A 25375-nucleotide genomic window follows, 5' to 3' on the forward strand; every position below is an offset into this window, starting at 1 on the left:
TACCAATTGTAACACGAGAATAACCAGTTACTCTGCTTGCTTCTGTTTGAGTAAATTTACCATTCTTATATCCATCAATGACCATTTTACGAATATCATCACAACCATGTTTCATGCTGCTCTCCAAGACGTGGGGCAATTTTGCTGGGGAGGGGAGGAGCTCCCCCCCCCTCTACGGCCTTAGGAATATAGCAGGAAACTAGAAAAGCATCAAATGGAAACCGCTCTAGACCTTGAAGCGACCGTCCCTGGCAGCCTCTTCGCGCACATACTTGAAGAGCATGGGGCTCAGGAGCAGGATGCCGAGGATGTTGGGGATGGCCATCATGGCGTTTGCGGTATCGGCAATGAGCCAGGCAAGGTCAAGCTGGATGACAGCGCCGAGAGCCATAATCACGCAGAACACCAGGCGGAAGGTCTTCTGAATCTTGTCGCCAAAGAGGTAGATTGCGCAGCGCTCGCCGTACACTGCCCAGCCAAGGGAGGTCGTGAAGGCAAAGAGTGTGAGGCTGATGGTGACACCCACCTCGCCGAAGGTGCCGAGGGCTGTCTTGAAGGCCAGGGCGGAGAGCAGGCCGCCGTTCATGCCGCAGCTCCACAGGGGGTCGCCTGGCTGGGCGCCGGGGTTGCTGGCCAAAACCACAGCCGGCACGTCCGGAGGCACCACTGCGATGAGGATCACAAAGCCTGTCATGGAGCAGACAATCAGGGTATCGATGAACACGTCGAGCATGCCGATGGAGGCCTGCACAAGGGGGGATTCGGCACTTGAGGCAGCGTGGACCATGGGGGCTGTACCAAGGCCTGCCTCGTTGGAGAACACGCCGCGGGCAACGCCCATGCGGATGGCCATCATGATGGTTGCGCCGGCAAAGCCGCCCTGGGCGGCAGTGGGTGTGAAGGCGTCCGTGACAACCCACAGGAAGATGCCGGGCACACGCTCGATGTTGGAGAGAATGATGACAAGGGAGAGGACAACGTAGAAGAGGGCCATGAGGGGCACGAGCTTGCCAGCCACAACGCCCACGCGCTGCACGCCGCCTATGAGCACGCCAAGGCTTATGACAAGCAGGGCGCCAGCCACTGCCCATTCACTGATGCCGAAGGTGGACTTCACGTTCACGGCAATGGCGTTGGCCTGCACCATGCCGCCAATGCCCATGATGGCGGCAATGATACCGAAGATGGCGAAGAGGGTGCCAAGCCATTTCCAGCGGGGGCCAAGGCCGTTCTTGATGAAGTACATGCAGCCGCCCACGTAGTTGCCGGCAGGGGTTTTCTCCCTGTAGAGCACTGAGAGCATGACTTCGCAGAATTTGGTCATCATGCCCACAAGGGCTGTCATCCACATCCAGAACAAGGCACCCGGGCCGCCAATGGCAATGGCGGTTGCCACACCGACGATGTTGCCTGTGCCCACGTCTGCGGCAATGGCTGTCATGAGGGCGTTCCAGGGGGAAATCTCGCCTTCGCCCTTGTGCTTGCGGCCTTCCCACAGGCACATGTAGGCCTTTTTCCAGTTCCTGAAGGGGTAGAATTTGAGCATGATGTTCAGATACAGGCCGGTGCCCACGATAAGGACCAGCATGACCGGACCCCAGACAAAGTTGTTCAGGGGGGTCAGGATACTCACCAGAAAGTCGCTCATAAGCATGCTCTCTTTAAGGCTTAGAATTGTCCCGCAGCGCCCAGGTGAATCACCGCCGCAGGAAAAAGGCGGGGGACACCACAAACAGTTTTCGATTCACCATACCAACCTAGCGCATTTCCAAACATTTTGTAAAGCAAGAGGCAAATATTTTTCTCCTGTTTCAGGTTTTCCTGCATGCCGGATCAGAAAAAAGCCTTTTTGTGTCAGTTGTTTGAAGGCAGGATACGGGAAGGAGCCTGTCGAAAAAAAGTTTTCGGAAAGCATTTTGCATGTGACAAGCTGCATCTGCGAAGGACAGAAGGCCCAAAAAAAGGGTCCCGCGCAACGCGAGACCCGGGAAAAAATCTGGGCACAAGGCCCAGTGTGCAAAAAGGCTAGATCTTGAAGCGATTGTCCTTGGCAACCTCTTCGCGCACGTACTTGAAGAGCATGGGGCTCAGGAGCAGGATGCCGATGAGGTTCGGGAAGGCCATGAGGGCGTTGGCGGTGTCGGCAATGAGCCACACGAGGTCCAGGGTGATGACAGCACCGCTTGCCATGACAACCGAGAAAATGATGCGGAAGGGAGTCTGTGCCTTGTCGCCAAAGAGATAGATGGCGCAGCGCTCGCCGTACACGCTCCAGCCAAGGGAGGTGGTGAAGGCGAAGAGGGTGAGGCTGATGGTCACGCCCACCTCGCCGAAGGTGCCAAGGTTGGAGGAGAAGGCCATGGCGGAAAGCAGACCGCCGTTGACGCCGCTCGACCACAGGGGATCGCCTGCCTGCACCTTGGCGTTGCCGATGATGGCAGCGCTCTCGGGGGTGACTGTGGAAATGAGGATCACGAAGCCCGTCATGGAGCACACGATAAGGGTGTCGATGAACACGTCCAGCATGCCGATGGAGGCCTGCACGAGCGGGCTTTCGGCAGTGGAGGCAGCGTGGGCCATGGGGGCAGTGCCAAGGCCTGCCTCGTTGGAGAACACGCCGCGGGCAACACCCATGCGGATGGCCATCATGATGGTCGCGCCGGCAAAGCCGCCCTGGGCAGCTGTGGGCGTGAAGGCATCGGTGACAACCCACCAGAAGATGCTGGGCAGCTTTTCAATGTGCATGAAGATGATGGTGAGGCACAGGCAGACGTAGAAGACTGCCATGAAGGGCACGAGCTTGCCGGAGACAACGCCCACGCGCTTGACGCCGCCAACCAGGACCATGAGGCAGGTAGCCAGAAGGACAGCTGCCACGATCCACTTGCTCACGCCGAAGGTGGAGTTCACGTTCACCGCGATGGCGTTGGCCTGCACCATGCCGCCCACACCCATGAGGGCAGCGGTGATGCCAAAGATGGCGAAGGCAGTGGCAAGCCATCTCCAGCGGGGGCCAAGGCCGTTCTTGATAAAGTACATGGCGCCGCCCACCCAGTTGCCGGCGGGTGTTTGTTCGCGATATTTCACGGAGAGCATGACTTCGCAGAATTTTGTCATCATGCCCACAAGGGCTGTCATCCACATCCAGAACAGGGCGCCGGGTCCACCAATGGCAATGGCTGTGGCAACGCCAACGATGTTGCCTGTGCCAATGTCTGCTGCAATGGCGGTCATCAGTGCATTCCAGGGGGAAATCTCGCCCTCGCTCGACTGATGCTTGCGGCCCTGCCACAAACACTTGTAGGCGTTTTTCCAGTTGCGGAAGGGATAGAATTTCAGCCCGATGTTCAGGTACAGGCCAGTACCAACGAGCATGACAAGCATGACAGGTCCCCAGACAAAGTTGTTCAGGGGGGTCAGAATACTCGTAAGAAACTCACTCATTAACTCTCTCTCCAGGCTCGGATTGTCCCGCACAGCCCAGGTGTACTGCCGCGGGACGCGGGGACACCTGACACAAATACGGAAAGAATGGACGCCAGAATATCCCAATATTCAAGCCCCTGTAAAGCAAGGATAAAATAGGGTCGACATCTTTGCTTCCTGTACATTTTTTATACACATTACAAGAACTTAATTGCAGCCCTTTCTTTTCACACGGAAGTGTTCCGGGGTTTTGGGGCCTTGTCCCTGTTTTCACTTGACATCCGCATCCGGAAAAACTCCCAGTCAAGGGGAAAATCGTTGCAAGAAGAGGTAAAAAAACGCATATTGACGTTATCCCAGCGCAACTTTTTTTGTCTTTTTTGTAAAATTGCACGCGATACCTGCAGCAAATACTGCCAAGGACACAGGACAGTTGCACATACTGTACAGTCTGTATCCTTTGACTGCTCCCTGAGCTTGCGTGTATCCCGAATTTGCACACGACCTTGTGAAAAAAGGTGTATTTTGATCTTTCCATATCCTGTGTGGCACAGGGGCTGAAAAGCAGAGCACAAGACAGGGTACTGGGACAGGGAAAGAACAGGGGTACAAAACAGGCGCAAAAGCAAATGGAGCTGTCTGCAACAACTTGTCCTGCAGTAACAAGATATTATGGGATAAAGACTAAAGTACAACTTTAAATATATGAATGCAGTACTTTAAATTTCATGGCTGACTGGAGCTGTCAGGATGTCTTGCCGTGGGAGAAGCGCCAAAGGGAAGAGCAAAACTTGAAGGGACATCCCCAGGGAAAGCAATTGGAACGAGTGCAAAACGCATCATGCTCCACAAATGCCAAAGTGCGTACAAACACTGACAGTTTCCGAAAATTGTCACGTGTTTTCAGCAATTTTGATCGAACTGCTTGACAGGACGCACTTTTACGGCTAGGTAAATGCAACAATTTGAACAGTATACGGGAACTTTTTCCTCCTTTGGAAAAAGAAGCTTGACAATGCTTTCCAGCGTACTGTCCAGGAATCGGCTCTGCCTTGCTGCACGGAAGTCTTCCCCCGCACAAGGCCCTTATTCACCCTTAAGGAAGAGGAGGGGCAAGAGTCTCCCGCACGCCTGTCCTTTGTGACTTTTGTGCCGGTAAACTACTGCCGCATATTGATGAACAAGAGTGACTTGTATCTTCTGCTGTCCAAGGAATACGACCTTTCGCTGACCCATTCCATCAGCATCGTCGATACCTTTTTCAATTCCATAGCCAATTCCCTCACCAGGGGGGACAGGGTGGAAATCCGCGGACTGTGCTCCTGGCAACCCAAGGAATATGAAGGGTACTCCGGTCGCAACCCCCACACAGGCGAAAAGATAGAGGTACCAAGCAAGCGTCTTGCCACCTTCAAGCCAGGCAAGGATCTGCTCGACCTCCTCAACTCCTAAACTGGCTACTATCAGGGCAACCCCCTGCGCATCCCGGTCCTTTTTGACCGGGCATATTTGCTGCAGCCCGAAGCTGCACAATGCCTGCTCCGCTTCTCTGGTTTGCGGGGTGGGCTTTTTTTCTGGAATCGGAGCCACCCAAAGGCAGCTCCGAACAGCTGGCAAAAGGATTCGACAACCTTTGGCTTTGCGGCTATTCTTGCCTGCAGTATGAGGGTCATCCTTGCACCCTGCATAACGGTCTTGCATCGACAGGGCCCGGCCCGGATTTTTGGGGTACGCCATGTACAGCACCACCTTCCTCGTTGTGACCACCATCGTCTTTGACAGTATGTGCGCCTACGGGATCTGATATGGCTACACCCACAACAGGAGAAAAGACTACAACGATGCAAAAAAGCTCTATGAAATCAAGCCATTTCCTATCAAGGGCAGACTCAACCTCTTCAACGTAGACCTGGAGGATGACAAGCTCGAATACTTGCCGGAGGAATACGCAAACCACGCAGAATACTACACAAGGGCCGTCCTGAAGCTGCGCTGAGGGGCCTTAAGCGGGCAGGGTATGGGACATTTGGGGCATCTTGTATGGCCTCTTCACGTGTGCTATTTTTCTTCTGCCACACTTTCACCCATCCGGAGCTCTTCCCATGATCATCGAGTCCATGAAGCCTTCTTCCGACCAGTTGCAGAAGAAAAACGTCTATGTCGTGAAAATGGAGACCACAGGACTCGATCCCGACGACGAGATCCTGGAACTGTGCGTCATAGACGCACGCAATCCCTACAAGCAGACCCCCTCCGGCAGGGAAGTGGTGCCCCTCTTTCACTCCCGCTTTCGCCCGGAGTACAAGAGCGAGTGGCCAAAGGCCCAGAGAAAGCACGGCATAAGCCCCGAGATGGTGGCAAAGGCAAGGTTCCTCTCGGACTACCAGAACCAGCTTGTGCCGCTCTTCATGCACTGCGACTGCCTTGTCTGCTTCAACGCAGACTTTGACTTCTCAGTCCTGCGCAGATTCTTCATGTTCCGCACCCCGCTCATGACCATTGACATCATGCGTGACTGGACGGACATCATCGCAAAGCCCAGCGATCCCACAGAACCCAAGGTCAACATTCCCTTCCAGTCCCAGCGCGAACTCTTCACCCACTTCAACTGGCCCCTGGGCAAGGGCCTGCTCTCGGACTGCGTAGGTCTTAGGCACTGCTTTTTGCAGCTCATTCCCACAGGTGGCCTGCACATCCGCCGTCCCTTGCTCGAACGACGCTTTGCCCGCTCGACAGCCATACAGCTCAAGGCTGTGGAGGACAATTTTGCAAGCGAACTTTCCGCCATGCGCATAGGGCCCACCTTGAGCATGGAAGAAACCGAAAACGGTGAGCTCAGGGTACGCATTGGCGTAAACGATCCCGAACACGTGCTTCTCGACACGGACTTTCCGGAAATAGTCCTTGACCTCGACCCCACTGGCTCCGCAAGCGAGGTGCGCAAGCGTGTGGCAAGGGCAGTCCAAGAGCAGAAGACCCTGACCCAGGGACTGCGCAAGTTTTTGACGGACATCATCCTCGGCCTGCGCCCCAAGGAAGAAGAGGAGGGCGAAGAAGCCCAGGGCAGGCACCCTCAAGAGGAGAGCCCAAAGGCTGCCAGCGAAGCAGGCCCTGACGCGAATGCAGGGGCAGGCGAGAGCCAGAGGATGGATACAGCTCAGCCTCGGGAGACGCGCCAGAAAGAGCCCCAGCGAGAACAACAGAGAGAGCCTCAGAGGGATCTGCAGAAGAACCCACAGCAGGCGCCACAGCGTGAGCCCCAACGTGATTCCCAGACAGCCAGGGCTCCTCAGGGCAGTCAGAACATTCCGCCCAGAAGCCCGCAGATTCCCCGCAATCTCCAGCCCGAGGCTGCCAGAGGCCCCCGCCGCTAGATTACCTCCAAAAGGGCAAGAGACCCCGTGCGAAAGCGCGGGGTCCTTGTTTTCTTATGCTGCCTAGCCCTTTCTGGACCTTGCTGCACTCAATATGCACTCGAGGCCGTCCTCGAGAACAATGTTGTTTTCCTTTTGCTCAATGCCGGCCTTTTTGGCCTTGCGCTCCTCGCTTGCCCTTGCCTTGTTCAGCTCCTCGGTGGTGGTGACAAGCACCTTGCGGATGCGGGCAAGGCAGGTCTTCGGATCCTTGCGGGCCTTGTCCAAAACGTCCGGTGCGCCAGCCACGGGCTTGATGTCCACGATCCACTCTGGCCTCAGCACGCAGTAGTTGATGAGGCGGCCGGAGTTGGGGAAGCTCTTGCCGAAGAAGATGCCCGCAGCGTCGCGCAATACAAGACCGTGGCAGTTGGCGTGCCTTTCGTCAGCAAAGAAGTCCCTGAAGGCGTTTTCCTTTTTGATAAGGAAGGTGGCAAGGTTGCGCATCTGCCTGCTGGTCTCTATGCCAAGCCTGAAGTGATCCTCAACCATCTCCAGGGCATTGTTCTTGAGCAGATAGTAGAGGTAGACAAGGTTGTGGTCAAAGGGATTGGCAACCTGCTTCCACAGCCTGAAGCCTGCCCGCTCGGGGTAGACCACAGGCACAAAGAGCATCTGAATGTTGATGTTCCAGCCGCGCTTCATGGCGGATTCGCGCATGGCGTTCAATATGGGCTGGGCAGAGCGCGTGTCCTGCAGGGCAGTCACGAACCCGGGAGCCAGGAAATCCCCGTCCTCGTTGCGCAGGGAACAGACATGGGCCGAAAGGGTGGTCCAGGTGTAGAAGCGCACAAAGTGCACCCTGCCGGCAGGAACAGAGCCAATGCCCTCGCCCCAGGGATTTTCCGCAGGCGTGAGCGCTCCGGGTGCCGGAATGGGCTCTTGGCTCTCCTCCTCGTCTTCATCCTCGTCCTGGTCTGCCGCGCCACCCTGGGCCCTGGCCTGTTCAACCCTGGCAAGGGCAGCCTCGACGTCGGCAGCGCCAGCGTCGTGCTCGGGGTTTGCGGCCACAAGCCGCGCAGAGTCGGCCACTATGTCCGCAAAGGTCCCGGCTTCCTGCTCGTCTTCTTCGGGCTCGGGTTCGGATTCGGGTTCGGGTTCGGAAGCTGCGCTCAAAACCTCTTCCCCGGTCTCTGCCAAAGGCGCCTCCCGGGGCTCTTCGACGGACTCGGGAGCATCCATGGAAACTTCCGGGAAAGCTTCCGAAGAAGCTTCGGTGGATGCGTCCGTGGAAGCGTCTGGGGCAGCTTCCGCGGTCTCGGGTTCGAAAGCGACTGCAGCCTCGGGGGCCATCTCGGGCGCAGGGGACTGGACGGATGCCTCGACAACCTCCGGAACCTGTGTCTCTGTTGCCTGGCCGACTGTCTGACTGACTGCCTCTTCGGCCTGCGCGGCAGTGGCAAAGGCCTGGGCCGATTCCCTTTCCTCTGCCTCACGCTCTGCTGCACGCTTGAACGGGGAGGGGAAGGCCAGTCTGTGCTGCGCTGGTGTGGGCGCAGGTGCTGCCTGTGGCGCAGCGGAACCCGCAACCGCAGGCGAGGGGAAGACCATGCCTGCCCTGGCCCTTGTATTGGTGGGCCTTGGCCTTTCCTGCTGGGCATAGCCTGTGTGGTTCGCAGGATTGGCTGTGTGGTTTGCGGTATGATTTGCGGTATGACTTGCAGTATGACTTGCTGCGTAATTCGGTGTATGGTTTGGTGTACGGCCCTGGTAATTCGTCCGGTTTGCCTGGTTGCCAGCGGAGCGGGGCTCGCCAAAGGCGTTCCTTGGCTGCCTTTCCGCGCGCTGCGTCCCGGTGTTGCGGGTGTCGCGACGATTGTCGTAGCGGTTTTCCATGCGTGGTTCCATACGGGGGCTCTGGCGGGGTTCCGGGCGCGTGTCCTGCCGTGTGTCCTGGAGTGTCTGTTCCCTGTCCGCGAATTTGCCGCTCTTTGTGCGGCCGCTCTTGCGCTTGCGCGGGGGAAGCTCGAAGGTCACCTCGCGCCTGCCTACTTCCTTGTTGGGCTGCGGGGGCACAAGGTTCGCGTAGTAGGCCGCCTCGTCCTCGTCGCGCAGTGTGCGGAAGGAGACAATGACCTTGCTCAAATCCACCGGCTCTTCCTTGGGCTCCTCGGGCTCCCTGGGCTGTCCGGGCACTATGGGATTCAGGCACTCGTCATAGAGCTGCACCGGCGGCTCTTCGGGCGGGTTCTTCCTGCGCACCTTGATGGCCGGCGGCTGTCTGTCCTTCTTGCGCGGGGGCAGGATAAAGGCCTCGTCTATGCCGTCTGCATTCAACTTGTAGGGACTTTTCCGTATCGCCATCCCTTTTCTCCTCAAAAAAACTCGTTTCCCTGAAAAAACCGTCTATCCCCTTGCCTCGTGCTCGCCCGCGCTTTGGGGCTGCCAGGTCACGTCCTCGTCCTCGTCCATGGGGACTGCACCGGCCTGTATGAGCCCCACAAGCTCAAGCGGCGAGACAGTGGCCTCCATGGGCACGCCCCAGGGAACGGATCTGTCCACAAGATCGCGGGCCTTTGTCTTGTCCTGATCCTTGCGGCCGGCCTTGTTGCGCATCTTGCGCGGCGTAAGGCTCCACGTCTTCTGGGCAAAGACCTCGCCAAGGTTCGCAAAGCCCCTGGCCTTCGCCTCGTCGTTCACAAGATCCAGGAAATCCAGAAAACCGTCCCTGCCCCTGCGCTCGGTCATCATGCGCACAATCCAGGCAAGGCGCAGCACGTTGGCCGTAGGCTCCGTGCGCGCACTCTTGTACTGCGAGGTCGTCTGCACGCCAAGGCCGAGAAGGAGCACGCCAGAGAGCCTGTTTGCCACAACGCTTGCGAGCACGTCCTTCTTCCAGGCGTCCTCGCCTGCAAAGCTGCAGTCGCTTTCCCTTGTCATGAATTCGTTGCCCACCCAGATCACCAGCCAGTCGAGCCAGCTCGCAAGGCAGGGCATCTGCGGCAGCTGCTGCGGGATGCGCCAGCCGGACACAAGGCGGGAGAGCAGGGGAATGGTGGGGGATTTGTACACGGTCTTGACCAGGGCTCTCAGGTTGAAGAGCCACTGCCAGTCCGTAAAGCCCCACAGGGACATGGTCTGGCGATCGTGCAGGGCAGTCATGTCCTCGTACACTATCCTGCCTGTCTTCTGATCGTAGCTGCTCAAGGAGGGCGGGGTGAGCTTCATGGCAAGCTCCGGGTCCTTCCACATGTGGAACATGGGACCAACTCCAAGGAAGACCCAGTCCAGATTGTAGCCCATGTCCACCCCGAGCCAGTGCAAAAGCCAGAAGTCCATGGTGCCGCGGGAAAGGCAGCGCACAAGGTGCGCCACGCATTCGCCAAGGGAGCGCCTTCTGTGCCTGAACTCGTCCTCGGCGTCTGCAGACTGCGGGGTAGGGCGGCGGGCCAGGTTGTGGACCTCCTCGCAGATTTCCGGGCCAAAGCGGCCCAAAAGCCAGTTGAGTTCGGTCCGCTCCCTTTCCGTCTTCTCGTCCCAGACAAAGGTGTATTCCCTGCGGGTGCCGTAGTTGGCAAGGTCCTGCACCACTGTGAACAGCCGCTCCTGTGCGTCCTTGATGGCGACATCAAAGGGCGCAAGTTGGGCCGACTCCGGAAGAATCTCTATGACGCCCTGGCGAATGCCTGCGTCAACGCTCAGCCTCTTCGCAATACCTTCTGCCACAAGACTGCGCAGGGATATTTTCTTGTCCATTGGCTACCTATGCTTCTCTTTTGGGGGCCGGGCACAAGGGCTCCTCTGGCCCCGTATGGGGATCAGTCCGGCATGGGGGCTTGCCCCTTGCCTTTTGGTTGAGAGTTGAAAAAAACTGTCTTGCCGCGCGGGAGTGCACCTCGCTTTGGCAAAAACCCGTGGGGCTTTTTGGGGAAACAGGCAAGGAGCTACGAGAGGCCCCATTCGGCCATAGCCGCCAAATGAATGGGCAAATGGATAGGCACTTCCGGCCTTGCGCCAGAGCCCTTTGTCCTTGCTGGTCTGCCCCGAGCCTTGCGCTCCAAGGCTCTGTTTCAGCCCTATATTTTCCCGGTAAAGCGTTGTCATGTCAAGGCCGCAGGGCTGCCTTTTTGTGTTTTTTTGTCTTTTTTGCCCTGTTGCGACATGCCGTGTCAGGGAGAGCAAAAGATCTGGGGCGCATTCCGGAATGCAAGGGGACGCAGGGAATGGCACCCCCTTCATCGCATCAGATGTTCTTGCCAAGCGCAAAGGCCTTTTCGGGCCATTTGGTCCCCTGCACTGCGCCTGCGGGCCAGAGTCCCGGGCACATGAGGCGGCCTGCGTCCTGCCAGTTGAGGTACTGCAAAAGGACGTCAAAGTGCAGCAGCATAGGCGCTTCCTCGCGCGGGGAATTGTCCGCGTAGGTGGCAATGAGCACTGCCTTTCTTGGGGTCGCAAGCTTGCCGTTGATGGAGTAGAAGCGGTCGATGAGGGTTTTCAGCTGGGCAGAGAAGCCAAAGTAGTACATGGGCGTGCACAGGCATATGGCCTCGGATTCAAGCAGATGGTCGCGCACAAGCCAAAAATCGTCCCTTTGCACGCAGGGCCCGTCCATGCGACAGGCGTTGCAGGCCCTGCAGGGGGCAATATTGGCGCGGCCTGCATCAAAGCGGAACACGCTGTGGCCGGCGCTTTCGGCACCACGGACAAATTCGCCTGCAAGGTAGCCGGAATTGCTGTTAGCCCTGGGACTGCCTGTGAGAACAGTGATCTTCATTGTATAAGCTCCTGAAATTGCCAAAGATTTGTAACAGACAAAAGACATCTTGCGCATTCCCGCGCCTTTCCCCTGTACCCTACTGCCAAACTTTTTTTCTGCCTAGTGGAACATTTCCACTTTCGTCTTCAAAAAGTTTTGTCTTTCCAATATGATAGCACAGACAAGGGTGGGCAAAAATTTTTTTGGCTGCAAAATGTCAGTTTCATTCAGGCAGGGCATACAGGCACTTGCGGACATTTTGAAATTTTTTTTCGATTTGACACATGGCTGCCGTGCCCCTATAGGGGCATCATGAACAGAAATCGACTTTTCTGCCCAGCCCAGGCAGAGCTTGCGGCTTCACGGAAGAGCGTAGTCCTTGTCCCGGCTCTTCTGTTCATGAACCTCGCCCTGGCCGTCCTTCTGTCCATTCAGGGCGGCCCGCAAACATCTCTGCCTGCAGCCGAACCCGTGGCCCAAGCCCGGGACGGGTCTGTAACTGGCCTGTTCTCCAGGCGAGAACATCTGTCATCCTTTTCCGCTGCCTTGGAGGCAATGAAGGCAGCACCCCTGGCCCTCCGCATCGATCTGCCCACGTGGGTCATAGCGGAATGGTACGGCGGCAAGGCCATGGATACGGCCGAGCTGCGTCGCACCCTGGACTATGTCACCAAGGTCCTCTATCCGGATGGTCGCTGGAGCACCTCGGAGGTCTTGAACCTCCTGCTTGAAACAGCAGCCGTGGAAACGGCCATGGGCGAAATAGTCCGCCAGAAAAACGGTCCTGCCCTCTCTGTCTGGCAGATCCTCGGCTTCAACTTCGAGGGGATCCGCTCGTACTTCGCCAAGAGGGACCCACTGCTTCTGGAAAGGGCCATGGCATTCTACAATCCCGACTACCCGGAGGAGTGGAACCGCATCCACAACATTCCCTGGACAGCCGCAATGAGCCTTCTCTACTACGAAAAGGCCACGCAGGGAAAATTCATGACAAGGCTGAACTCCCTGGAATCCAGGGGAAAGCTGTGGAAGCAGATCTACAACACTCCTCTGGGCAAGGGTACAGTGAAACGGTACAAGCAGCGTGCCCGCGAATACGTCCACATGGAGGTCGAGACGAGCTGATTCGTACCTGTTTTGCAAGACAAAAAAACAAATCCTTCCCCCAGGGCCCATTGCACAAGGCTAAAAATGCGGGTTTTTGCGGGTCTTGGGGAGAGCAGGAAAACACCATGGGGCAGGAAGACTTCTGCCCCGCAAAAAAATTTCGAGGGCAAAAAAAATGCTTGCCTTTTTTTAAGGCAGGCTGTACCTTGCCTTCCACTCCGATTGGGGGCGCACTGGTTTCGACGGGGACGTGGAAGCCGGAGTTGCAGGTCGAGGCGCCGCTGGCCTCGTTAAAAGCGGCAAAAACAGTAATTGCCAACGAAGACAACTACGCCTACGCTTGCGCTGCCTAAGCAGTGCGGGCTACATGGCTGAAAATTCAGCCAGGTCGGCATGGGGGACGCCCAATAGCCTGTGTCGGCCACGATTCATTGGGCTGGCTTGAGCATACGCTAACCGGTGTTTGAGCGAGGATTCTACGGCTGGCTGGTTCTTGAGGCGCCTGAGCGTCGGCAACCTCAAGGACGAGAATTAAAGACGTTCTAAACCTGTAGATGCTTTGCGTGGAACTTTCTCGGACGGGAGTTCGACTCTCCCCGCCTCCACCAATTTTAGATTTCCATAGGGTTTTGCTCCAGCAAAAGGGCAAAACCCTTTTTTCATGCCTGTCCGTTCGGGGAAGGGCAGGCCCCTCCCCGAACGGATACAATGTGCATGTTAGGCTGCTTCCTTGAGAAGCCCGAGTTCCTTCGCCCGCGCAGCCATGGAGGCTATGGCAAGGCCCAGAAATTCCTCAAGGCTCAGTCCCATATCGGTACAGGATTTGATGACGTCGCGATTGACGCCTGCTGCAAAGGCCTTGTCCTTCATTTTCTTCTTGAGGCTCTTGACCTCCATGCCAGTGATGCCGGTCGGCCGCACCAGGGCAGCAGCTGTCACAAGGCCGGTCACGGTCTCCCCGCAGCGCAGGGCAATATCCAGGCGGTTTTGCACAGGGGTGCCGTTGTGCTCGCTGTTGTGCGCCCGGATTGCCTGCAGGGCGTCTTCGGGGAGCCTTCCTGCAAGGATCTCGGCAGCGTCAAGGCCGTGGCGTTCGGGACAGGATTCTGTCTTTGGGTAGTCGAGATCGTGCAGAAGGCCTGTCCTCGACCACAGTTCGCTGTCTTCGCCAAAGTGTTCCGCAAGGCCCTGCATGACGGCTTCGCTTGCCAGCGAATGCTGCAAAAGATGTGCTTCCACACCGTTTTCGGCAAGAAGGTCGAGAGCCTCTTCACGTGTGATCATGGGATTTCTCCTTGTAGGTTTTGGGAAAATGCGCCGTTCAGCCTCTCCCCAAACGGAAAGGCTGTCAATATCCCGTTTGCGGGCTCAAAATTGTGCTTGTCTCGCTTCTTTTCTGCTGGCATCTTGAGGCAACACGGTGTTAGTCGAACAAGTGTCACAACAGGGAGGAAACGCGATGTCCCAGGTGAAGGTCCTGATCGGAGGGGAAGGTTTTGCCGAGATCCGTCGGGGGAAACTACTATTACATTGACAAGACGGCATTTTTGGAAAGATACGGCAATTCATAAGGAACAGCCCCCTCGTCTGGCAAAAGAGCTGGCCCTGCTGCTTTCCGGAGAATTCTCTACATGGCCGGCTTTCTGACAGGGGCGTCCGGGGAGTAGATGCGGCTCTCCGGACTCTCTCCCAATCCGGACGACGATGAGATGGCGCTTGTCATCCCCAACAGGGAAATTCATGATCTCTTTGCGGAGGAAGCGAACAAGTGGTTCAGGGATGTTGTCGGAAAAAGGTCTCGGACAGGCTCTCTGGGAGAGAGATGGGGACAATTTTGCCAAGACGCTGGAACACCATACTGCAAATTATTGGCGACTGCCAAGATCTGGCAGAGACCTGGAACGAAAACTGCCGTACAGTCTTCCTGACCATCTATTTTGGCCTGCTGTTCCAAAACCCGTTCCAGGCTGAAAGCAGGCGACAACTTCTGGGTCATCCAGGTGACCGACAAGGCCTGGGGCAGGGGGGTCATTATGGAAATCAAGCGCGCTGCCAACGAGAAGGAAAATCTCGCAGACCTTGTTGCTGAAGGCCTCGGACAGATAGAGAAGAACAAGTACGATGTTCGCCTCGTATCCGACCCCAGTCTTTCAGTTGTTCTCCACTGGAACCTTGCGTTCTTCAAAAAATCCTGCCAGGCACGAGCCATCGTTGTGAAGGCTGACATTCCGCCGCTGGGCGAGGGAGAAGCCCGCTCACAGCCTCCGCAAGGTATCCGGGCTGGAACACGAGCGATACTTTGGGACAATGGCGGTTGCAGAGTCTATGTCCCGGACGCGCTGGCGCTGGTTGAGGGGCTTCCCACAGCCAGCGCCATGTGTTCCGCGCCATCAAGGACATGCAGTTGAGAAGGACAGCGAAAAGGGACAGCCCTCACCAAGGAAACTGACCCTGAAAAATCAATGCGCGCAAAACCGAATCGGCAATTTCACAAACTGCAAGCAAGAAAAGGCGCTTCCTGCATCACGGCCGCTTCACGAAAATGGCCCTGGCAGCGCAATCCTTTCTGCAAAAGGCTACGCTCCAGTGAAGGACAGTCGTGATGCCCGGATTGTCCGCAAGATCGACATTGCTCCGCCTCTCTGCAATCTGATCCAGCCCCTTCTTCGCACGGGCAGCAAGGTCTTCCTTCTCGTCGTCCGTGTGCTTCACCTCCATGATCAGGGCTCTCTGCTCGTCAATGACCCTGATGTCGAAAAAGCCCTTGCCAATCTCCCTGCTGGACAATGTGTCCGGGTACCAGAACAGGAGAAAGCCGTCAGCTTTCAAGCCTTCGCAAAGTCTTTTTGTGAAGGCGTTGTAGTCCTGATCCTCAAGATCCGCGAGAGCCAGGTATTCCTGTCTCTCTTCGCTTTTTCCGTGCTCCTCTTCCCAGGCCCGGACTGTCAGGTCGGCATACGCAATCTATTCGGAAAGCCTGCTTTTTTTGATGAGCCAGTCGACATAGGGAGCGCTGTTGCGGGAGAAGCCCCTGTCTGCTACCAAGCCCCGAGGCTTGCGGGTTTCCAAGGGAACCGCCAGACAAAATACTTTTTGGAGACGATATGCGCATTCTAGAAGTACAGGACAGGACACCGGAACTGATTGAAAAGCTCTTGCGAGTCTGGGAAGACTCCGTGCGGGCTACACACATCTTCTTGTCGGATGGGGAAATCATAAACATCAGGGAATATGTGCCCCAGGCCCTAACGGGCATTGCCCATCTGATCATAGCCGAGGACGATGCGGGCGAGCCCGTTGCCTTCATGGGCATTCAGGAAGGGTCCCTTGAGATGCTCTTTATCGAAAATGCCCAGAGGGGAAAGGGCCTTGGAAGAAAGCTTCTGGAATACGGGATTGAAAAACACGCTGTGGAAAGGCTTGCCGTCAACGAGCAAAACCCGCAAGCCAAAGGTTTTTATGAGCATATGGGCTTTGCGGTGTACAAGAGGACGGACCTTGACGAACAGGGTAATCCGTACCCGCTTTTATACATGAGCCGCACTATGGGCAAGTAGACAGCGCGCTCCCAAAAAAAACAAGGGCGGAAAGAGCTTCGGAAACTCAAGGATGCAAGAAAAGGCTTTTCTCCGAAACGCTTTCCGGCGAGACACTGTGCAGGCAGGCCAGCAAGGCCTTGCCTGAGCTTGAGCGAGGAGTTTGCAAGCGCGTGCGTGGTGCCAAGGCAAATGCCTGCACACCCAGAGCGCAAGAAGGAGGGCCCAAAGTGCGCACGTCCCCCTTGAGGATCAAGGGAATATGAGGCGGGCCCTGTCTGATGTGCAGGGCTACAGGGAAAGGCTGGGCTTTGCGGCAGTGTCACAGTGCAAGATAGGGCATTTGGCAAAGGCGAGGTGTTACCCAAAGAGCATGCTGGCAGAATGGCGCCTGCATGTCTTGGGTATGCTCTCCCTGAACAAATACAGGACATTGTTGACCGTCGCCAAAGCCTGGGTCTATTCCCCAGGCGCAAGGGCGCAGGCCGTATCCCTTCTGGAAGCCTTAAGCTGCGGGGCAGTCCTTGCGCTTGCCAGGGAAAGCTTTGCCTCACCCCTTCTGCGGGATGGGGGAAACGTCCTTCTTCTGGAAGAACAGTCGACAGGGGACTTTGCCCTCGCCCTGAACGAGCGACTGAACAACACGGACCTTTTGCAAAAGATACGCCAGGGGGCCAGGGAAACAGTCGTGCGCAACTTCGCGCAAGACAGGGTGCTGCCCATGCAGACGCGCTTTTTGGAAACCTGTACCGGACATGAAAGGAGAAGGGGGCACAGGGTATTGGCACAGTCTTGCAAATGGCGCGGAACCTTCATGTGAGATAGAGGCTACGCGCATGAGCCCGACTGAAAAAGGAAAGGGCCGGCAAGTTCAGTGAATACGTTTCCCCCGCACGGGCCCGCATTCCGGTCAATCGGGCAATTGTCGCTATCTGGCAAGGGGCTTGATGGTTCCCGATGTACTGTCCAGTCGGTACTGGCTGATGGTGCCGTCAATGATGTGTCTTGCTGCCTCAAGCGCAGTCTCTGCGGAGACAGTAAACCATTCCTCGGGACGATATGCCTTGCCGTTGTTGTCTATCATCGTTATGCCAAGGCGCCTGTCGTGCAAAAACGCATGGATCAGTTTTTCGAATGTGTGCGCATTGAGATTGTAGCATTTGATGGTGTGGACAAGCCGCACAGGTGCGCACAGATAGGTGCAGTCCTTCTCCGCATTGCGCAGCCTTTCCTCTATGCTCGTGGTGGTGTAGCCTATTTTCACAAGCGTCCTGCCAAGCTTCCAGGAAGCCAGTTCCGGGGCCGTGGACAGGGTTTCCAGAATGTAGATATAGCCTGAAAGGGTATGAGAGACGTTCGTCTGACCTCCTGCTTCGTCTGCGACAGAGAGCAGGTTGGGCGCACAGTCAAGCCATTTGCTCTGCTTGTCTGCGTAAAGAGCCCTTGCCAGGGAGAGCTTCAGGATCTCGATTTCCGTATGGTTGTCGAAGATGACAAGAAGCCGTGGATTGTCGCGGCCCTTGTAGTCCCCGTCCTGCAGCCTTGCCGCAATGTAGCACAGCTGCCCGCGCAAGAGAAAAAACTGTCCGGGCCGCAGGCTGGACTCGCTTGTAAACGTGCGCCGTATGACAGCAGGGCCCTTCATGGCCCGGGCAAGGCGATCAAAGAGCTTCCTGTACCTTTCAAAATCCTCGCAGGGACGCTGGCGGCCTATGATATCCGGAATGTCCCGCTCCTCACAGCTCTCGTTGGCCTGTACATGCTCCATATTGAAGATGTCGTAGTTGATGTCGTCCAGAAGCCCCAGATCGTCGCTGGCAAAGATGTCCTCCAGGGAGGCAGGCTTTTTGTCCTCTTCCCGTTCCTGTTCCTGTCCTTGAGAGGGCGCATCCCCTGCAGCCTCCCCCAAGAGTCCCAGGGTATCATACTGCGCAACCCAAGCCCTGAGATGTTCGTCCTCCCGGTACTTTTTGAGCCTTCTGGCAAGCGAGCGCTCGGCTAAATCGGACACGTCCGGCTCCCTGCCGGAGGCTCTGACAAAATCTACAATTTCCAGGAAGTTGTTGACTTTTGTGTCGTTTCCCCTGGCTGTGGGAGCATACGTTCCTGCTGGCTGCACGTTGGCGAGAAGGCCGAGGTCGTCTTCGTCGGCAAGGATTTCGTCAATGCTTTGAGGGGCAGGATAGAGCTTTTCCAGGGACAGGATCATTGCTCACTCCTCCCCGCTGTTTCCCCGGTGTTTTGGGCTGCGTTCATTGCCTGCGCCTTGCGCATGCGAACATAGGCGAGGGCTTCTGCAAGGCGCCGTTCGTAGGCGTCCGTGGACGTGGAGGACGGAGCGCGGCCGTGCTCCTTCGCGTATTTGCGAACGTCGTTCCACAAGAGCAGGGCTTCCTCCTCGCTCATGGAGCTGCGAGACATGTCCACTGCTGCCTGAATGGCCTTGAGGGTAGGGGCATCCATGTTCTTGGAGAGGATTTCGTAGGCCTCGTGGAAGGGATTGATTTGGGCAATGAGGTCTATGTTGAGCTCGTCCGTGTTCAGAAACTTTCCGCTCAGCTTCAGAAATTCCGTGTTGCTCCGAACTTCGGTTTCGCCACCGTCCCCTGTGCCATCCTTGCCGGTACCCTTGCCATCAATTTCTATGATCGGAGGCAACACAGGCTTGGGGTCCGGGTCAGGATCCGGTTTGTCCACCATGAGACCCAGTTTGGTAATGACAAGCTGACGCAGGCATTCCTGATCCTCGGCTGACAGGTTGGAGAAGGTCTCCCTGATGAGTGTGCCAAGGCCAGCAGTGAAAAGCTCGCGCTGATCGTCGCTGACTATGGCAGTCTTGAGGGAGGTATTGTTCGGCGTGGAGGTCACAAGCTTTTCTGTAAGCATGTCAACGCCCTGTTCCTCAAGAACCTTTTTGAGCTCCGGGGAAAGGGGACGATTTGTGTCTTCAATGATGATGACGTCAGGCCCCGCCTCCTCGCCATCCTTCATGTCGGAGCGGGGTTTGAAGCGGATGTTCGGAGCCAGGACGTCGCGCATGAGCAGGGACAGCGAGATGGCCTTCAAAAGATTGTTCACTGCAGTCTGCACGTCCTTGTCGTCCGCGTCCGGCTGGGCAATGAGATTGGTGAACTGGGCGTGGGTCTTGCCCTCGCAGTCCCTGGTGGCCCTGCCGATGATCTGCACAACCTCCGTCAGGGATGATCTGTAGCCGACAGTCAGCACATGCTCGCACCAGGGCCAGTCGAAACCTTCCTTTGCCATGCCCAGGGCGATGATGACGTCCATATCGTCCCTGTTCTTGATGCCGCGCAGGTACCCAAGGATGTTCACGCGCATGGGGCCGTCGTTCACAAGGTCTGCCACCTTGAGTATGCGGCCGTCTTTTGCACGGACATTGATGATGCCGGTCTTGGGATCGACGCTCTCCACACTGCCCATGATGTCCAGAATCTTGTCCAGTTCGGACAGCTTTTTCTTGGTGGATTCGCGGGAATTGACGCTGGGGATGTGGATGATGGTTTTTTGGGACAAATCCAGGACGTCCCCGATGGCGTCCAGATACTGCCCCCGGTAGAAATGGTACCCCAGACCCAGGGACTTCAGATACCTGTAGCCGTTGAGCTGCTCGTAATAGGTGTAGGTGACCACGGCAAACTTCTGTTCCGCCTCTGGCGAGAGGATGGGAACAGAGTCGCCCCGAAAGTAGGAGCCGGTCATGGCGACAACGTGGGCAGTGCTTCGCTGCATGACGTCCGCGAGCATGGCGCCGAGCTTGTTGCCGTCTTCTTCCGAGGTGTGGTGGAATTCGTCTATGGCGATGAGGGCCTTGTCGAGGCAGGAAAGGGGCCCCTTTTTAAGCCTTTCCCAGGCAAAGCGCAGGGTGGCGTGAGTGCACAGAAGGTAGTGGGCCTTTGTGTCCTGCAGGAATTTCAGGACGCGATCGACCTTGCCGCTGTCGCTGCCGGGAGTGCAGAGACTGTAGACTGGCTCGATGTGCCAGTTGGCGAAAAAACCGTGCGAGACAAGGTCCGTATCCCTGAACGAGGATCCGATGGACATTTCCGGAACGGCAATGATGACCTTCTCAAGGCCCTGGTTGTGCACCTTGTCGAGAGCCAGAAACATGAGGGCGCGGGATTTGCCTGAGGCCGGGGGCGACTTTATGAGCAGATACTGCTCGTTGCGCCGCAAGTAGGCCCTTGCCTGCATCTCGCGCATGCCGAGGCTGTCGGAAGTGGTACTCGCTCCCGTTTGGGCATAGGTGACGTGCAAAAGATCCGGCATCAGTTGGCCTCCCTGGCGGCATTCACAAGCCTTGCGTACATTGCAAAAAGTGTCTTCAGCCTCTCCTCGTCCGAGGCAAAGCCCCTTGGATTGTAGAGCCTGTCTACAGCCGCATCAAGCCTTTGGTGGGCCAGCTTCAGATCCTCTGGCATGGTTTCGGGATTGTACATCTGTCCAAGGCTCATGTCCGGATGCTCGTCCCTGGCAGCAAGAACACCGTCCGCCAGATCGGAGATGGTCTGCTTCTGATCCTCCGAGGCCCCGGGCCAGGGGAAGGTATTGTAGACGATGTTGTTGGAATATCTGTAGTCGCTCTTGAGACGTCCCCCTACAGTACGCATCCAAAGCATGTGCATGATGGATGTTAATACCCCAAAATGGTAGAGCGTTGTCTTTGGAATAAGACGAAGTAGATTGCTGCAAATAGTCCTGTTATTGGTGACAAATCCAATAGGGATGTATGGGCGTCTTTCTGAAGAGACTTCAGGGATGACAATGAATGGGGATGCAGGCATGTTTTCCACATGAAAGCGCCGGGGCTTCTCCGCCAGTTTTCTTGTTCCTGCGCTGCTGCTGTTCAGCCTGTAGGCCCGAACCTTTTCCACCCGTTCCAGGCAGTGGGGGTATGCTTGCAGTTCGCTTTCGGAAGCGTCACCCAACCACAGACAGTATCTACGCCAGCTGTTGATGAACTCGTCCCCGCCAAGCCAGACCTTGAAAAAGCGTTCTGCGCAAGGCTCCTTTTCCAGGAACGCCCGCTTTTCCTCTTCAGTAAAGAGATAGAAGCCACCGTCAATGGGCTTGTTGCCAATGCCCATCTCGGGAACGGAGCAAAGGGGCCTTGTACTGCTCTCGACAAAGACGTCGTCCGCGTCTGCAAGGTAGCCGTTGATGTTGGCGCACACACTCTTGCTGCCATCCTCAAGGAAGAGAAACTTCTCTTTGGCCTCCTCATAGCCAAAGCCCACGATGACGCAGTGGACAGCAGCGCTGTGGGGCGCGTTGTTCTTCCATTTGAAGGTACGATAGGCAAAGTTGATGTGGACGCCCATACCGTTCAAAAGCTTCCAGAGGACACCCACGTGCGTTCCCTGACAGATGGAATTGGTGGCCACAAAGGCTGCCTGTATGGCTGTTCCCCGCATGAAGTCTGCGCTCTTCTTGAACCAGCAGGACACAAAGTCGAGATCGCCCGCGTGGTGTACGCCCTCAAAGACGTGGAAGACGTCGGCCTTTTGCTCGGGACCCATGAATCTCGCTCCTCCAAAGGGCGGGTTGCCGAAGATGTAGGCAATCCTTGAGGGTGCGACCACTTCCTCCCAGTTCGTGCGCAGGGCATTGGCGCAAACGACATTGCCCGAAGCGCGCAGGGGCAGGGTGGGTGGCGTAAGCCCGCAGGCCTTGCCCAATTCAAGGTTCAGGACGTGTTCCATGAGGTGCAGGGAGATTCTCGCAATGTCCACCGGGAATTCCTGCAACTCCATGCCGTGGAACTGATCGATGCTGATCTTGCATAGAGAGGCAGCGACCAGGGATGGACGGAAGCTTGCCGGATCAAGATCCCGTATGGCCACAATGGCCCGTATCTCCAGGCGACGCAGCTCCCGATAGGCCACGATGAGGAAGTTTCCGGAACCGCAGGCGGGATCGAGGAAGCCAAGGCTTGCAAGCCTGTCCTGGTATTTGCGCAAGCCCTGGATCTTGACCCTGGGAGAAGCCTTGCTATCGAGTATAGCCTCAAGCTCGCCTTCCAGCCTGTCCAGGAAGAGGGGACGGATGACCTTGAAGATGTTTTCTTCCGAAGTGTAGTGGGCGCCCAGGGAGCGCCTCAGCTCCGGATCCATGACTGCCTGGAACATGCTGCCGAAAATGACAGGCGAGATTTCGCGCCACTTGAGGCTTCCGCAGTCTATGAGAAGGCGGCGCGTCTTCGCGTCAAAGGAGGGAATCTTGCAGGTTTCGCTGAAGATATTGCCGTTCACATAGGGGAATTTGCGGAAAATGGCCGGGAGGCTCTTCCTTTGCGGATCATTGTCCGGCATGTCCAGCACCCTGAACAGCGTGGCAAAAAAGTCGGCCACATCGCTTCCGTCACTTTGGGTGAAGGACTCAAGGGACGCTGTCATCATGTTTTCTTCAGGGAAGATCTCTGTGTCTTCCGCAAAGTAGCAGAAGAGCAGCCTTGTAAGAAAGATGTTCAGGGTATGCAGATCTTCGACAGTGTAGTGATTGACTGCCCGGATACTGTCGTAGAGCCTGCCCATCTTTGTGCAGGCCTTCACGTCCGCCGGGTGTTCGGAGTAGGCCACGGCCTTTTCGTACTTTCCGGTCAGGGGGAGAAAGAAGTCGTAGTTGGCTTTGAGCTCTGTCAGCTCGCAGGAAAGGGTGTCGTCCACCTTCTTGTCGTAGGCAAGAAGCGAGCTGAAGTCCGTCACCAGAATGAACCGGATGCGATTGTTGATGAAGATAGGGGATGCCTGAATCTCCTCAACATTGGCGGCAAGGTCTTCGCCAGTGCCGACAGCCCTGAAATACAGCTCCTTGTCGAGCGCCAAATCTCCCTCTTTCTGGGCAAGGTTGCGGCTTTTGTCGCCCATCTTGAGGCGCTTGATGGTTGCTGCCGGAATGCCATAGCCCTTGAGGAATTCGAAGACGAACTCCTCTCTCTTGCCCTGCACGACCTTTTCTACTGCCTTTTCCACAGCCTGAATGACCCTAGCATGATTGAGATTTCTCATGATGTCCCCTTTATGTCGTCCACAAAGCTTCTATAATGAGCCAGATCCCCATGCTAATAGACAGCAGATGATTCCAGAGCCCCCGCCTGCTCGTTGTAGGACTGCAGAATCAGCTTCATGATGTCGTCTATCTCCTCGGCATTCCTCAAAAAGACCATGACGTCGCCATTGCCGTGCGCGCCTATATTGGTAATGTCCCTGCACAATCCCTTGGGATCATGCACCTTTGCAAATTTCATGTTCAGGTAGAGCTTGATTTGCTTTTTCTGTACTTTCACGTCTACGAAATTGGTGTCGTACTTGTAGGCAATGTAGTGCGTTGTGTATTCCCTGTGCACAGCAGACGAAAGGTTCCTGATCCTGCCGTCAAGAAGCAGGTACAGGCGCATCATCTCTTCATTGATGTTGTAATCATCCAGGGTAATTTTTTTGTCCTTCTTGATATACGGGGCAAGCTGCTCCTTGCTCAAATGCGGATACTCCCAGATTTGCCTTGCCTTCTCGCACAAGATCCCCGCGCGCTCCCTGATATGCTCTTCATCCCAGCGCTCCTGCTTCACCACATAGGTATTGAGCCGCAGGGCGCTTTCCCTGAAGCCGCCCTCCATGTCGCGCTTGCGCAGAAAGGAGCTGTCGCTCATCTTCTCGTTGTAGGCGGTCAGGGTAAGATTGCCTATAGTATGCAGATACGTCTGCTGTACCTTCTTCCAGTTTTCACCGAGCATGTTCTGCCATTCCCTGCTCAGATTGGGATTTTGCGGCATGATATGCTCAATGGTGTAGTTTTCTATGTTGATGAGCGCCTTGTTATCGAAATTCTCCAAGCTGCTCAATATGTAGTTTCGATTGCGCATATTGTAGATGTCGCGCCTGACAAATTCGCTGGAGAACTCATCATCGGTTGGAAACCTCTTGTAGTCCCTAAGCTGCACAAGATACGCCTTCAGGGAAACAACATAGTCCTTCGTATTCAACTCGTTTCTCAGGGTCGCGAAGGTCTTGTTGAGAGAATTGGTGGGAATGTTGCAGACGCTCCTGCGCACTATGTAGCTTAAGCACAGCCTGATGCATGAGCAAAGCTCTTCCCGGGTGATTGTCCCGCTTACGCAATCGTCCTGGAGGGCCATGAGAAACGGAAAAAGCACGTCCATGCGCAGATCGTTTATATCCGCGTACAGCCTTTTAAGGGTCTCGTTCTCGGCCCTGTTGTAGAGGACATCCGTATAATATCTCGCGTACTTCAGCATATCCTCGCACAGTGAGCGCATGGACAAGGTCCTGTTCCTCGCATGATATGCCTTGAGCTCGTCGTAGACACGATCGAATCTCGGGATACGCCTGATTTTCATGGTCAGGTAGTGGCGGAAAAAGACGTCCATGAACTCGTCCCTCTTCTCGTAGGAGAAGAGGCTTTCCATGGGCTCCCACAAGCGCCTGTAGATGTCGTTCTGTTCGTCCGCCTCAAGCCCCATGAGCACATAGTTGCGGATGAGGTCCGACTGGGAAAGCTCCTTGCCTGTGGAATTCAGGCTTTCGAAGATGGCCTGGGCGTCGTCCACGCTCCGGCTCAAGGTTATGTTGACGATCTGCAGCTTGCCAATGGACTGGTAGATCTGTTCGGGCGTCAATGTTCCCTTGCGCACGTATTCGCAAAACTGCCTGTAATTGCGATAGATTCTGGAGCTTTTCCAGGAGGACTCGACAGAAAGCCTGTCGACAAGGCCGGTGAAGACTTTGTCGTCCTGTTCCGTGAGCAGCAGCTTGTTACGCTCTTTCTCGCTCCCGCTCTCGTTTTTCAAAAGCTTTTCAATAGAGAGGTGAGCGATGGTCTTGTCTTCAAGGCGCTCAAGAACATAATCCCTCAGGGCAATGATCAGGAGCATCAGGGTCGTGATACGCTGCTGGCCGTCTATGATCATGAACTTCTGCACCCTGATGGGCATGACCTGCTCGGCTATGTTCACGATTGGGCCAATGAAATGCGCTTCCCTGTTGTTTTGGCACATTTCCACGATATCGTCCCACAGACGTTTGCAATGTTCCTGCTCCCAGCTGTAGTGGCGCTGGTAGACGGGAATCTGAAACTGCTTGTTGCCGTTCAGGATTTCGAAGATGTTGCCCTTGAGTGCATCCATGGGAAAAACCTTGCATTCCTTGTTCTTTTTTTTTTTT

At 56.0% G+C, this 25375-nt stretch carries 18 protein-coding genes and 1 other RNA gene; 7 read left to right on the forward strand and 12 right to left on the reverse strand.

The genetic code is table 11. The annotated features are described in order from the left end of the window. Positions 1-226: 226 nt before the first annotated feature. The 3 genes from B5F76_RS12535 to B5F76_RS12540 form a co-directional block, all read right to left on the reverse strand. Positions 227-1648 (reverse strand): alanine/glycine:cation symporter family protein, encoded by a 1422-nt coding sequence (locus B5F76_RS12535; protein WP_087355097.1) that lies wholly within the window; start codon positions 1646-1648, stop codon positions 227-229. A 20-nt stretch (positions 1649-1668) separates the two neighbouring features. Then, the gene (locus B5F76_RS14970; RefSeq protein WP_162608837.1) at positions 1669-1827 is read right to left on the reverse strand and encodes a hypothetical protein; all 159 of its coding nucleotides are present in this window, start codon (positions 1825-1827) and stop codon (positions 1669-1671) included. Positions 1828-2025: 198 nt separating this feature from the next. Continuing rightward, positions 2026-3444, reverse strand: coding sequence for an alanine/glycine:cation symporter family protein (locus B5F76_RS12540; RefSeq protein WP_087355099.1), 1419 nt, complete (start codon positions 3442-3444; stop codon positions 2026-2028). Between the two features lie 1158 nt (positions 3445-4602). On the opposite strand from B5F76_RS12540, the gene B5F76_RS12545 reads away from it, so the two are divergent. Both B5F76_RS12545 and B5F76_RS12550 read left to right on the forward strand, forming a co-directional pair. Beyond that, positions 4603-4878 carry an HU family DNA-binding protein gene (locus B5F76_RS12545; RefSeq protein WP_087355129.1) on the forward strand — a complete coding sequence of 92 codons (276 nt, stop codon included), beginning with the start codon at positions 4603-4605 and terminating at the stop codon, positions 4876-4878. 650 nt (positions 4879-5528) lie between these two features. Further along, the gene (locus B5F76_RS12550) at positions 5529-6800 is read left to right on the forward strand and encodes a 3'-5' exonuclease (RefSeq protein WP_087355101.1); all 1272 of its coding nucleotides are present in this window, start codon (positions 5529-5531) and stop codon (positions 6798-6800) included. A 63-nt stretch (positions 6801-6863) separates the two neighbouring features. On the opposite strand, the gene B5F76_RS12555 is transcribed toward B5F76_RS12550, so the two are convergent. The 3 genes from B5F76_RS12555 to B5F76_RS12565 all read right to left on the reverse strand — a co-directional run bounded on the left by B5F76_RS12555 (position 6864) and on the right by B5F76_RS12565 (position 11553). Beyond that, complete coding sequence (locus B5F76_RS12555; protein WP_087355103.1) at positions 6864-9143, reverse strand: hypothetical protein; 2280 nt, start codon at positions 9141-9143, stop codon at positions 6864-6866. Between the two features lie 42 nt (positions 9144-9185). Continuing rightward, positions 9186-10535, reverse strand: a complete 1350-nt coding sequence (locus tag B5F76_RS12560; RefSeq protein WP_087355105.1) for a hypothetical protein — start codon at positions 10533-10535, stop codon at positions 9186-9188. 487 nt (positions 10536-11022) lie between these two features. After that, positions 11023-11553: a flavodoxin family protein gene (locus tag B5F76_RS12565; RefSeq protein ID WP_162608838.1), complete on the reverse strand. Its 531-nt coding sequence runs from the start codon at positions 11551-11553 to the stop codon at positions 11023-11025. 294 nt (positions 11554-11847) lie between these two features. Between B5F76_RS12565 and B5F76_RS12570 the strand changes: the two genes are divergently transcribed. Beyond that, positions 11848-12660 carry a hypothetical protein gene (locus B5F76_RS12570; RefSeq protein WP_087355109.1) on the forward strand — a complete coding sequence of 271 codons (813 nt, stop codon included), beginning with the start codon at positions 11848-11850 and terminating at the stop codon, positions 12658-12660. 206 nt (positions 12661-12866) lie between these two features. Further along, positions 12867-13250, forward strand: a transfer-messenger RNA (tmRNA) gene (gene ssrA / locus B5F76_RS12575). A 109-nt stretch (positions 13251-13359) separates the two neighbouring features. Here ssrA and B5F76_RS12580 read toward each other — a convergent pair. Next, complete coding sequence (locus tag B5F76_RS12580; RefSeq protein ID WP_087355111.1) at positions 13360-13926, reverse strand: HD domain-containing protein; 567 nt, start codon at positions 13924-13926, stop codon at positions 13360-13362. 653 nt (positions 13927-14579) lie between these two features. On the opposite strand from B5F76_RS12580, the gene B5F76_RS12590 reads away from it, so the two are divergent. Continuing rightward, entirely contained in the window at positions 14580-15050 is a 471-nt protein-coding gene (locus B5F76_RS12590; protein ID WP_087355115.1) for a hypothetical protein, read from the forward strand. A 115-nt stretch (positions 15051-15165) separates the two neighbouring features. Here the strand turns inward: B5F76_RS12590 and B5F76_RS12595 are convergent, their stop codons facing one another. Then, complete coding sequence (locus tag B5F76_RS12595) at positions 15166-15471, reverse strand: PD-(D/E)XK nuclease domain-containing protein (RefSeq protein WP_162608839.1); 306 nt, start codon at positions 15469-15471, stop codon at positions 15166-15168. Positions 15472-15746: 275 nt separating this feature from the next. On the opposite strand from B5F76_RS12595, the gene B5F76_RS12600 reads away from it, so the two are divergent. Further along, positions 15747-16199: a GNAT family N-acetyltransferase gene (locus tag B5F76_RS12600; RefSeq protein ID WP_087355119.1), complete on the forward strand. Its 453-nt coding sequence runs from the start codon at positions 15747-15749 to the stop codon at positions 16197-16199. Between the two features lie 241 nt (positions 16200-16440). Continuing rightward, on the forward strand, positions 16441-16998 hold the full coding sequence (locus B5F76_RS12605) for a hypothetical protein (protein ID WP_087355121.1): 558 nt from the start codon (positions 16441-16443) through the stop codon (positions 16996-16998). A 108-nt stretch (positions 16999-17106) separates the two neighbouring features. On the opposite strand, the gene B5F76_RS12610 is transcribed toward B5F76_RS12605, so the two are convergent. The 4 genes from B5F76_RS12610 to B5F76_RS12625 all read right to left on the reverse strand — a co-directional run. Then, positions 17107-18387 carry a GIY-YIG nuclease family protein gene (locus B5F76_RS12610; protein WP_087355123.1) on the reverse strand — a complete coding sequence of 427 codons (1281 nt, stop codon included), beginning with the start codon at positions 18385-18387 and terminating at the stop codon, positions 17107-17109. Next, positions 18384-20465 (reverse strand): DEAD/DEAH box helicase, encoded by a 2082-nt coding sequence (locus tag B5F76_RS12615; protein ID WP_087355125.1) that lies wholly within the window; start codon positions 20463-20465, stop codon positions 18384-18386. Before B5F76_RS12615 ends, B5F76_RS12610 begins: the two co-directional genes overlap by 4 nt. Further along, on the reverse strand, positions 20465-23203 hold the full coding sequence (locus B5F76_RS12620; RefSeq protein WP_087355127.1) for a class I SAM-dependent DNA methyltransferase: 2739 nt from the start codon (positions 23201-23203) through the stop codon (positions 20465-20467). The genes B5F76_RS12615 and B5F76_RS12620 overlap by 1 nt, the downstream gene beginning before the upstream one ends. Before the next feature lie 53 nt (positions 23204-23256). Next, the coding region (locus B5F76_RS12625) for a DUF262 and DUF1524 domain-containing protein (RefSeq protein ID WP_204218409.1) at positions 23257-25375 on the reverse strand (2119 nt) is incomplete at its 5' end.

It is taken from the genome of Desulfovibrio sp. An276 (assembly GCF_002159665.1).
Classification (GTDB): domain Bacteria; phylum Desulfobacterota; class Desulfovibrionia; order Desulfovibrionales; family Desulfovibrionaceae; genus Desulfovibrio; species Desulfovibrio faecigallinarum.